Origin of the sequence: Pseudomonas sp. HMWF021 (assembly GCF_003061005.1) — a bacterium.
Classification (GTDB): domain Bacteria; phylum Pseudomonadota; class Gammaproteobacteria; order Pseudomonadales; family Pseudomonadaceae; genus Aquipseudomonas.
In genome coordinates this window covers 4,017-14,364 of record NZ_QAIK01000195.1, presented here as the reverse complement: position 1 = coordinate 14,364, position 10,348 = coordinate 4,017, and the positions used below count along the sequence as shown (strand labels likewise).

The window sequence follows — 10,348 nt, the reverse complement described above, 5'->3', positions numbered from 1 at the left end:
GCCCAGCGGGAGCAAGCTCCCTCGCCACAGTGGGGATGTGTTCAATGCATAACCCCTGCGCCGTGATCCCGGTCTACAACCACGAAACCGCGATCGGCACCGTGGTCGACGCCCTGCTCGCCCAAGGTTTGCCGTGCATTCTGGTGGACGACGCCAGCGCCCCGTCCTGCGCGAAAGTGCTGGATGCGCTGGCCGAACGCGACCATGTGCATCTGGTGCGTCTGACCCTCAATCAGGGCAAGGGCGGCGCGGTGATGACCGGCCTGCGCGAAGCGGCGCGTCTGGGCTTCACCCATGCTCTGCAGGTTGACGCCGATGGTCAGCACGACCTGCACGACGTCGCGCGTTTCGTCGAAGAGTCCCGTGCCCATCCAGAGGCGATGATCTGCGGTTATCCGTTGTTCGACGAGAGCGTGCCCAAGGGCCGTTTGTACGCGCGTTATCTGACCCACGTGATGGTCTGGATCAACACGCTGTCGCTGCAGATCCGCGATTCGATGTGCGGTTTTCGCGTGTATCCGCTGGCCCCGACGCTGGCGCTGATCGACTCGGCGAAAATCGGCAAACGCATGGATTTCGACTCGGACATCCTCGTGCGCTTGGCGTGGCGCAACCAGCCCATGCGCTGGCTGCAAACCAGCGTGCACTACCCGCTGGACGGCGTTTCACACTTCCGCCTGTTCCATGACAACGCGCTGATTTCCAGCATGCATACACGGTTGTTCTTCGGCATGTTGCTGCGCCTGCCCGTCATCCTCTGGCGCCGGTGGCGCACATGAGCGTCGAGACCGAAAAAAAGCACTGGGCCGACCGCGAAGAGCGCGGCAGTTTCCTGCTGATGAAATTCACTGCATTCGCCGCCAAGGTGCTTGGCCGGCGTTTGCTCAGTCCGTTGCTGTACGGCATCGTTCTGTACTTCTTCCTGTTCGGCCGCACCGCGCGCAACAGTGCCTGGCAATACCAGCAACGGCTGGCCGACTGGAGCAACCGCGCCGAATTGCTCCCGAGTTACTGGCGCGTGTTCCGCCAGTTCATGGCGTTCGCCGATTCGCTGCTCGACAAGCTCGACGTGTGGAACGGCAAGCTGCGCATCGAGCAGATCGAAATCATCGACCCGGCACTGCTGCGCAATCAGTTGCGCGGCAGTCGCGGGCAACTGCTGGTCGGCGCGCACCTGGGTAACCTCGAGGTGTGCCGGGCGCTGGCGGAGATCGGCGAAAAGGTCACCATGAACGTGCTGGTGCACACCAAGCACGCCGAGCAGTTCAATCGTCTGCTGGGCGAGGCCGGGGCGACCAACCTGCGGCTGATCCAGGTCAGCGAACTGGACCCGGTGATCATGCTGCAACTGCACGAACGCCTGGAGCGCGGCGAATGGCTGGCGATTGCCGGCGACCGCGTGCCGTTGCACGGCGGACGCAGCGTCACCGTGGACTTTCTCGGCCACCCGGCGCCGTTCCCGCAGGGGCCGTGGCTGCTGGCCGGTTTGCTCAAATGCCCGGTCAATCTGCTGATGTGCCTGAAACAACCGGACGGCCACTATCGCCTGACCCTTGAGCCGTTCGCCGACAGCGTGACGTGGACACGCCGCGAGCGCGAGCAGGTCATTCATCAGTGGGCCACCCGCTATGCGCAGCGCCTGAGTCACTATTGCCTCGAAGCCCCGCACCAATGGTTCAACTTTTACCCTTTCTGGAAGACCGATGACGACGCCAACCCATGAGCCGGTAACCTTCGGCGAACGCCCTTTGCGCATCGAAGACGTGCTGGCCCTGGCCAACCGTCAGGCGCCCGCGCAGTTGCAGAACGACGCCGCCTACCGCGAGCGCATCGCCAAGGGCGCGCGGTTCCTCGATTCGCTGCTGGACAAGGAAGGCGTGATCTACGGCGTGACCACCGGTTACGGTGATTCCTGCGTGGTCGCGGTGCCGCTGCATCACGTCGAGGCACTGCCGCGTCATCTCTACACCTTCCACGGCTGCGGCCTCGGCAAACTGCTTGACGCGCAAGCCACCCGCGCCGTGCTGGCGGCGCGTTTGCAGTCGCTGTGCCACGGCGTGTCCGGGGTGCGAATCGAACTGCTGGAGCGCCTGCACGCCTTCCTTGAACACGACATCCTGCCGCTGATTCCGGAAGAAGGGTCGGTGGGCGCCAGCGGCGATCTGACGCCGCTGTCTTACGTCGCCGCGACCCTGTCCGGCGAGCGCGAAGTGCTGTTTCGTGGCGAGCGTCGCCAGGCTGCCGACGTGCATCGCGAACTCGGCTGGACGCCTTTGGTGCTGCGCCCGAAAGAAGCGCTGGCGTTGATGAACGGTACGGCGGTGATGACCGGCCTTGCGTGCCTGGCCTTCGCCCGCGCCGACTATCTGCTGCAACTGGCCACGCGCATCACCGCGCTCAACGTGGTCGCGCTGCAAGGCAATCCGGAACACTTCGACGAGCGTCTGTTCGCCGCCAAGCCGCATCCGGGGCAGATGCAAGTCGCCGCGTGGCTGCGCAAGGATCTGGCGATCGACGCGCCGACCGCGCCGCTGCATCGTCTGCAGGATCGCTACTCGCTGCGCTGCGCCCCGCACGTGCTCGGGGTGCTGGCCGACAGCCTGAACTGGCTGCGCTCGTTCATCGAGACCGAACTCAACAGCGCCAACGACAACCCGATCATCGACGCCGAAGCCGAGCGCGTGTTGCACGGCGGGCACTTCTACGGCGGGCACATTGCGTTCGCCATGGACAGCCTGAAAAATCTGGTGGCCAACGTCGCCGACCTGCTCGACCGGCAACTCGCGCTGCTGGTCGACGAGCGCTACAACCATGGTTTGCCGAGCAACCTGTCCGGCGCACCGGCGGATCGCGCCATGATCAACCACGGTTTCAAGGCCGTGCAGATCGGCGCCAGCGCCTGGACCGCCGAAGCGCTGAAAAACACCATGCCGGCCAGCGTGTTCTCGCGCTCCACCGAGTGCCACAACCAGGACAAGGTGAGCATGGGCACCATCGCCGCCCGTGACGCGATCCGCGTGCTGGAGCTGACCGAGCAGGTCGCCGCCGCCACGTTGCTCGCGGCCAATCAGGGCGTCTGGCTGCGCGGTCGCGATGCAGACGCGCGTGCGCTGCCCCCTTCGCTGGCCGCCATGCACGAAAAGCTGTCCAAAGACTTCCCGCCGGTCATCGAAGACCGCGCACTGGAAGGCGAACTGCGCCTGTGTCTGCAACGTATCTCCGAGCAACACTGGAGGCTGCATGCGTAGCGCCGGAGTGCTGCACGCCGACACGGAAATCCTCGTGCCGTTTTTTGACGTCGACACCCTGCATGTGGTCTGGCACGGGCATTACGTCAAATACCTGGAAGTCGCGCGCTGCGCGCTGCTCGACCGGATTGGCCACAACTACACGCAGATGTCCGAGTCCGGTTATGCGTGGCCGATCATCGACCTGCAACTGCGTTACGTGCGTGGCGCGGTGTTCGGCCAGCGCCTGAATGTGCGCGCCAGTCTGGTGGAGTGGGAGAACCGCTTGAAGATCAATTACCTGATCACCGACCTGCAGACTGGCGAACGCCTGACCCGCGCCAGCTCGGTGCAGGTGGCGGTCGAGATCAGCAGCCGCGAGATGCAACTGGCCTCACCCAAAGTGTTCACCGATGCGGTGGAAAGGATGCTGCGATGAACCTGTTGCGCAAATGCCTTGGCGCCTTGGCGCTGCTCGCTGTATCAGGACTGGCGAACGCCTTCGACCTGCAACAGCTGAGCGAACAACTGGCGAAACCGGACGTTATCCACGGCCAGTTCATCCAGGAAAAACACCTGCGCGCCCTGCCCCAGCCGCTGCTCAGCAAGGGCAGCTTCGTCCTGGCGAAAAACCACGGCCTGCTCTGGTTGCTCAAGACCCCGCTGCAACAGGACTACCGCATCACCGCCAACGGCATTGCCCGTCGCGACGGCAACACGTGGCAATTGCTGCCGAACAAGAGCGCCGGGGCCGAGCAGAACCGCTTGTTCCTCGCCGTGCTGCAGGGTGACAGCAGCGGCCTGCAACGGGATTTCGAACTGGCCCTGAGCGGCGACGCTCAGCAATGGAAACTGACCCTGACCCCGCGTTCGGTGCTGCTCAAGCAAGTGTTCAACCGGATCAATATCGACGGCGGTGAGCTGGTGCAGACCATCGAACTGCTGGAAACCCAGGGCGACAGCACCGTGCTGCGGATGAAAGACAGCAGCGCCGGTCAACCATTGAGCGAAGCGGAGCAACATGACTTTGCCCAGTGAGCGCAGGCTGCCGTGGCTGTTCCTGACCCTGCTGCTGGCAGTCATCGCGCTGGCCGGATGGCAGTGGCGCGACGGTGCGCCGCTGTCGGCCAACCTCATGGAACTGGTGCCCGGCACCAACCCTGACGCGCTTGAACTGCGCGCCGAACAGCGCATGCAGGAGCCGCTCAATCGGGAAATGCTGGTGCTGGTCGGCCACGCCGATCGCCAGCAAGCGGTGGCCATGGCGCAGACCCTCGGCGAGCAATGGCAGGCCAGCGGTCTGTTCGAAAAGGTGCAGTGGAACCTGCAGGCGGATCTGCCGGCGTTGCGCTCGCAATTGCTGCAAGGGCGACTGGCGATGCTCTCGGCGGACGATCGGCAACTGCTGACCGAACACCCTGATGCGTTCATTCAGCAACGGGTGCAGGCGCTGTTCGACCCGTTCAACGGCTTCACTCTGGTGCCGAGCCAGGACGACTGGCTGGGCCTGACCGGACGCATCCAGAACAGCCAGCCGAAACACGGCGCGGTGCAACTGGACATCGGCAGCGGCGCACTGGTCGCCGATGCCGACGGCAAGAGCTGGGTGCTGCTGCGCGCGCGCACCACCGGCAATGCCTTCGACATGAACCTGCCGCTGAAAGTCGCCGATCTGCTGCAGCACAGTCGCGAGCAAGCGGCGAAATCTGACGTGCAACTGCTGGCCGCCAGCGGTCTGCTGTACGCCGCCAACGGCCAGCAACAAGCCACCCGCGAAATGACCTGGGTCGGCGGCGGCGCCACCCTCGGCATTCTGCTTTTGCTGCTGTTGGCATTTCGGCGCTGGCGGGTGTTGCTGGCGTTCGTTCCGGTGCTGGTGGGCATGCTGTTCGGCGCGGTGGCCTGCGTGGCGCTGTTCGGCCACATGCACGTGATGACCCTGGTACTCGGCTCCAGCCTGATCGGCGTGGCGGTGGATTACCCGCTGCACTATCTGTCGAAAAGCTGGAGCCTCAAGCCGTGGCGCAGCTGGCCGGCGTTGCGCCTGACCCTCTCCGGGCTGACGCTGAGCCTGATCACCAGCGCCATCGGTTATCTGGCGCTGGCCTGGACGCCCTTCCCGGCGCTGACGCAAATCGCGGTGTTCTCTGCCGCCGGCTTGCTTGGTGCGTATCTGTCGGCGGTGTGCCTGCTGCCGGCCCTGCTGAAAAATGTTGAATTGCAGCCGGCGCAATGGCCGCTGCGCTTGGCCGAGCGTCTGGTAAAACTGCGCGAAAACCTGCTCGAACATGTGCGTACGCCGGTGCTATTGGCGCTGGTGATCGCCTTCTGCGCCGGCGGTCTGGTGCAGCTGCAAAGCAAGAACGACATTCGCCAGTGGGTCGGTGCGCCACAACGCCTGACCGATGAAGCGCAGACCATCGCACGCATCACCGGCTATCAGCCGACCAGCCAGTTTTTCCTCGTACGCGGCGCCAATCAGCAGCAGTTGCTGGAGCGTCAAGCCGCGTTAAGCGAACGTCTGCAGCAACTGGTCAGCCTCGACAAACTGCAAGGCTATCTGGCCCTCGACCAACTGCTCAGCCCGCCGAGCCAGCAACAGCAAGTGCGCGAAGCGCTGAGCAAACTGCCGCAATACTGGCAGCCATTGCTCGACCTCGGCGTACCGCTCGCGGCATTGCAAACCGAGTTGCAACAGTTGCAGAACCTGCCTGCCGAAGACATCGACGCGGCGCTGGCCGGGCCCTTGGGCGAGCCTTACCGCACACTGTGGCTCGGCCCCACCGATGACGGCGTGGCGGCGATGACCAGCCTGCAAGGCCTGAACAATCCGTCACTGCTGCGAGTACAAGCGCTGGACTTGCCGGGGGTGATGCTGGTGGATCGTCTCGGCGAATTGAACAACGTATTCGCCGCGACCCAGATCAGCGCTGCTGAACTGAAACTCGCCTCCTGCGTGTTGATCGTGCTGGTGCTGATCGTGCCGTTCGGCTTCGGCGGCGCGTTGCGCATTGTTTCGCTGCCACTGCTGGCGGCGCTGTGCAGCCTTGCCAGCCTCGGCTGGCTCGGCCAGCCGCTGACCCTGTTCAGCCTGTTCGGCCTGCTGCTGGTGACGGCGATCAGCGTCGATTACGCGATCCTCATGCGTGAGCAGGTCGGCGGTGCAGCGGTCAGCCTGCTGGGCACCTTGCTCGCAGCGCTGACGACCTGGCTGTCGTTCGGTCTGCTGGCGGTTTCCAGTACGCCGGCGGTGAGCAACTTCGGTCTGTCGGTGAGCCTGGGGCTGGCCTTCAGTTTCATTCTGGCGCCGTGGGCCGGACGTCACGCCCACAGTAGCGCTGTCGCGGAGCCTGCAGCGTGACGGTCGTCGGCTTCTGGCTGATGGCTTTGGCGTTGTTCGCCATGGCGACCCGTGTCGGTCGGCATTTCGGGCTGATCCCGATCGTCAGCCAGTTGCTGCTGGCGAGCTTCGGTTTGCCGCTGCTGATGTACTTCTGGATCGAACCGGGCTGGCAGCTCAGCGGTGCTCAACTGATTGCGCCGGTGTGGCTGAAAGACCTCTACAGCCTGAGTTTTGCGTTGTTGCTGGGGAACATCCTCAGCGATGTGATCGATCTGCGTCTGGACCGCCAGAGCGTGAAAATCGCCGTGCCGAGCTTTGCCGTGCCATTCGCCTGCGGTCTGGCCGCCGCCTGCTGGCTGCTGCCGGCGCAGCCGTGGCTGAACTCGCTGGCGATCGGTCTGGTGTTCGCGATCACGGCGATTCCGGTTTTGTACCTGTACCTGCGCCATATCGACTATCCGCCCGCCGCCACCCGACGTCTGGTGCAGACTGCAATCCTGATCGACCTGACCTGCTGGACGCTGTTCGGCTTCGCTCAGGGCAGTCTGCACTTGAGCAGTCTGTTGCTGCCGCTGGGTCTGGCCTGCGTGCCGCTCCTGTTGCACCTGTTGCGCGTGCGTCGACCGCTGACCCACAGCCTCGGCTTCTTCGCGCTGCTGGTACTGGCCGAGCATTACAAACTCAACGCACTGATTTTCGGCATCGGTTATCTGCTGTGCATGGCGTTGCTGAAAATGCCGTTGGTGCTGCCATTGCCGGCGCTGTGGATGATCCGCTTGCAGACGTGGGTCGCGATCCCGCTGATCCTCACCTTCGGCATCGTGCAGATCGACGTGCACAGCGCCCTCGCCAGCCTCGGCGCGTTGCAATGGGCGGCGCTGCTGCTGTTGCCGATCGCCAGTAAACTGCTCGGCAACTGGCTCGGCCTGGGCTGGGCCGGCGCTTCCTTCGAAGGCGCCAGCCGCTGGCGCGAAAGCGTACTGCTGAACATTCGCGGCCTGAGCGAAATCGTCTTTCTCAACCTGTTGCTGCAACAACAGCTCATCAGTCCGGCGCTGTACTTCGCGCTGATGCTGATGGGCCTGATCGCGACGCTGTTGCCGGCCCTGATCGGCCTGCATCGCGCGCCCCTGAATCTGCAACACCCACTGCCCCGGAGCTCACGTGCCAATCGTTGAAATGGAATCCCGTCAGGTCGTGATTATCGGTGCCGGACCGTCCGGCGCCATCGCCGCCGCGCTGCTCAAGCGCAAGGGCCACGATGTGCTGGTGATCGAGCGCCAGCACTTTCCGCGTTTTTCCATCGGCGAGAGCCTGCTCAGCCATTGTCTGGATTTCGTCGAAGAGGCCGGCATGCTCGACGCCGTCAACGCCGCCGGCTTCCAGCGCAAGACCGGTGCCGCCTTCGCCTGGGGCGAACGCTACAGCGCCTTCGATTTCGGCGACACCTTCACCGCAGGCAAGCCCACCACATTCCAGGTGCAGCGCGCCGACTTCGACAAGCTGCTGGCCGATCAGGCTGCGCTGCAAGGGGCCGAAATCCGCTACGGCGATGCCATCGTCCGCGTCGATTTCGAACAGGCCAAACCACTGCTCGACGTACTGCGCGAAGACGGCAGCGAATACCGCGTCGAAGCGGATTTCGTACTCGACGCCAGCGGCTACGGTCGCGTGCTGTCGCGCTTGCTCGAGCTGGAAGCGCCATCGAATTTTCCCGTGCGCCAGGCAGTGTTCACCCACGTTGAAGATCACATCGACAACCCGGCCTTCGACCGCGAGAAAATTCTCGTCACCACCCATCCCGAGCACCGCGACATCTGGTTCTGGACGATCCCGTTCAGCAACGGGCGCTGCTCGGTGGGCGTGGTCGCTGCCGCCGAACACTTCAAGGGTCGCGACAGCGATCTGGATGCCTGCCTGCGCGGTTTCATCGGCGAAACCCCGAGCCTTGCCGGCGTGCTGAACAACGCCGTGTGGGACACCCCGGCGCGCACCCTCGGCGGTTATGCGGCCAATGTGAAAACCCTGCATGGCCCGGGCTTCGCCCTGCTCGGCAACGCGGCGGAATTTCTCGACCCGGTATTCTCTTCGGGCGTGACCATCGCCATGCGTTCAGCGAGCATGGCCGCCGCCGTGCTGCACCGGCAGTTGCAGGGCGAAGCCGTCGATTGGCAGCGTGAATTCGCTGAACCGCTCAAGCGTGGCGTCGATACCTTCCGCTGCTACGTCGAAGGCTGGTACGCCGGCACCTTTCAGGACGTGATTTTTTACGAAGACAGTCAGGCGGAGATTCGCCGGATGATCTGCTCGATCCTCGCCGGTTACGCCTGGGATAAACGCAATCCGTTCGTCAGCGAAGCGCGCCGCCGGTTGAAGATGATTTCCGAACTCTGTGCAAAGGACGCCCCATGAATTACTTGAGCGACAGCTACGTCGAGGAAACCCGCTTCGGTTTCTGGTTCCTGCGCAGCCACACCTGGCAGCACCATGTGTTGCGCGTGGCGATCAACGATTTGCGCGGGCTGTTCAGCGAGTCGCTGCCGGTCAATCCGGTGCTGCTGGATGCCGGCTGTGGTCAGGGCAAGTCATTCCGTTATCTGCGCCAGACCTTCGCCCCGCAGCGCTTGATCGGCGTCGATGCCGATCCGCACAGCCTGCAACTGAGCGCCGAAGAAGCGGCGCGTCAGGGTTTCGATGTGGAGCTGATCGGCAGCGATTGCGCGACGCTCAACGTGGCGGACGCCAGTGTCGATCTGCTGTTCTGCCACCAGACCTTTCATCATCTGGTCGAGCAGGAAAAAGCCCTCGCCGAGTTCTACCGCGTGCTCAAACCGGGTGGTTATCTGCTGTTCGCCGAGTCCACCGAGGCCTACATTGATACCTGGGTGATCCGCTGGCTGTTCCGCCATCCGATGCACGTGCAGAAGAGCGCCGCGCAGTACCTGGAGATGATTCGCCAGCAGGGTTTCGAGTTTGGCGAGCGCAATGTCTCGTACCCGTATTTGTGGTGGAGCCGGTCGAAGGATTTCGGCCTGCTGGAGCGATTCGGGTTGCGCCGGCCGAAGCCGTTTGGCGAGCGTGAGGAAACGTTGGTGAATGTCGTGGCACGCAAGCCACTGCAAGGTGATATCTGATGTCCTGCTATCGACCTGCACACTTGGCCCCCTGTGGGAGCTGGCTTGCCAGCGATAGCGGTGGGTCAGTCTGCCTCAATTTTGGATGTGCCAAAGCCATCGCTGGCAAGCCAGCTCCCACAGGGATTCTGGGGTGGCTGATATTGGCGCTCTGCTCTTTACTGTTGACTGGATGCGTCAGCCAGGCCCCGCTGCCCGCGAGCAACCCGACGCTGCCGTTACCGCTGCAATTGCACATCGAACGCCAACAGGCCGATCAACGCCAGGACTGGCTGCTGGTGATCCAGCGCGAAGGCCCTGGCATCCGCTGGTCGATGATGGATCCGCTGGGCATCCCGCAGGCGCGTCAGCAACTGATCGATGGGCACTGGCAGGCCGACGGGCTGCTGCCGCCCAACCCGGAAGCCCGGGAGCTGTTTGCCGCGTTGCTGTTCGCCCTGACCCCCTCCGGCGAACTGGTGCGCAATTACCCCGCCGCGCAGCAGCAGGGCGAGCAACGTACACTGGCGCCGCGCTGGACGATCCGATATGCGCAACCGTTGAGCTTTGAATTGAATCTGCCCCAAGGCCCGCACTATCGGGTTTCCCCCCTCGGTGAACCGACGCCATGACTGCCTACCTCAATGCCCTCGGCGTGATCTGCG

General features: G+C 63.7%; 10 protein-coding genes. All 10 read left to right on the top strand.

Going from position 1 to position 10,348, the window contains the following annotated elements:
• Window positions 1-44: 44 nt before the first annotated feature.
• The 10 genes from DBR18_RS27855 to DBR18_RS27810 all read left to right on the top strand — a co-directional run bounded on the left by DBR18_RS27855 (window position 45) and on the right by DBR18_RS27810 (window position 10,315).
• Window positions 45-779 (top strand): glycosyltransferase family 2 protein, encoded by a 735-nt coding sequence (locus DBR18_RS27855; RefSeq protein WP_108592751.1) that lies wholly within the window; start codon window positions 45-47, stop codon window positions 777-779.
• On the top strand, window positions 776-1,723 hold the full coding sequence (locus tag DBR18_RS27850; RefSeq protein ID WP_108592750.1) for a glycosyl transferase: 948 nt from the start codon (window positions 776-778) through the stop codon (window positions 1,721-1,723). The genes DBR18_RS27855 and DBR18_RS27850 overlap by 4 nt, the downstream gene beginning before the upstream one ends.
• Complete coding sequence (gene hutH / locus DBR18_RS27845) at window positions 1,704-3,248, top strand: histidine ammonia-lyase (protein ID WP_108592749.1); 1,545 nt, start codon at window positions 1,704-1,706, stop codon at window positions 3,246-3,248. The genes DBR18_RS27850 and hutH overlap by 20 nt, the downstream gene beginning before the upstream one ends.
• On the top strand, window positions 3,241-3,666 hold the full coding sequence (locus tag DBR18_RS27840; protein ID WP_108592748.1) for a thioesterase family protein: 426 nt from the start codon (window positions 3,241-3,243) through the stop codon (window positions 3,664-3,666). The genes hutH and DBR18_RS27840 overlap by 8 nt, the downstream gene beginning before the upstream one ends.
• Window positions 3,663-4,265 (top strand): outer membrane lipoprotein carrier protein LolA, encoded by a 603-nt coding sequence (locus DBR18_RS27835; RefSeq protein ID WP_108592747.1) that lies wholly within the window; start codon window positions 3,663-3,665, stop codon window positions 4,263-4,265. The genes DBR18_RS27840 and DBR18_RS27835 overlap by 4 nt, the downstream gene beginning before the upstream one ends.
• The gene (locus tag DBR18_RS27830; RefSeq protein WP_108592746.1) at window positions 4,249-6,588 is read left to right on the top strand and encodes an MMPL family transporter; all 2,340 of its coding nucleotides are present in this window, start codon (window positions 4,249-4,251) and stop codon (window positions 6,586-6,588) included. The genes DBR18_RS27835 and DBR18_RS27830 overlap by 17 nt, the downstream gene beginning before the upstream one ends.
• Window positions 6,585-7,748, top strand: a complete 1,164-nt coding sequence (locus tag DBR18_RS27825) for a sodium:proton antiporter (RefSeq protein ID WP_108592745.1) — start codon at window positions 6,585-6,587, stop codon at window positions 7,746-7,748. Before DBR18_RS27830 ends, DBR18_RS27825 begins: the two co-directional genes overlap by 4 nt.
• Window positions 7,735-8,982 carry an NAD(P)/FAD-dependent oxidoreductase gene (locus tag DBR18_RS27820; protein ID WP_108592744.1) on the top strand — a complete coding sequence of 416 codons (1,248 nt, stop codon included), beginning with the start codon at window positions 7,735-7,737 and terminating at the stop codon, window positions 8,980-8,982. Before DBR18_RS27825 ends, DBR18_RS27820 begins: the two co-directional genes overlap by 14 nt.
• Window positions 8,979-9,704, top strand: coding sequence for a class I SAM-dependent methyltransferase (locus DBR18_RS27815; protein WP_108592743.1), 726 nt, complete (start codon window positions 8,979-8,981; stop codon window positions 9,702-9,704). Before DBR18_RS27820 ends, DBR18_RS27815 begins: the two co-directional genes overlap by 4 nt.
• 125 nt (window positions 9,705-9,829) lie before the next feature.
• Window positions 9,830-10,315: a hypothetical protein gene (locus DBR18_RS27810; protein ID WP_108592760.1), complete on the top strand. Its 486-nt coding sequence runs from the start codon at window positions 9,830-9,832 to the stop codon at window positions 10,313-10,315.
• Window positions 10,316-10,348 lie beyond the last annotated feature (33 nt).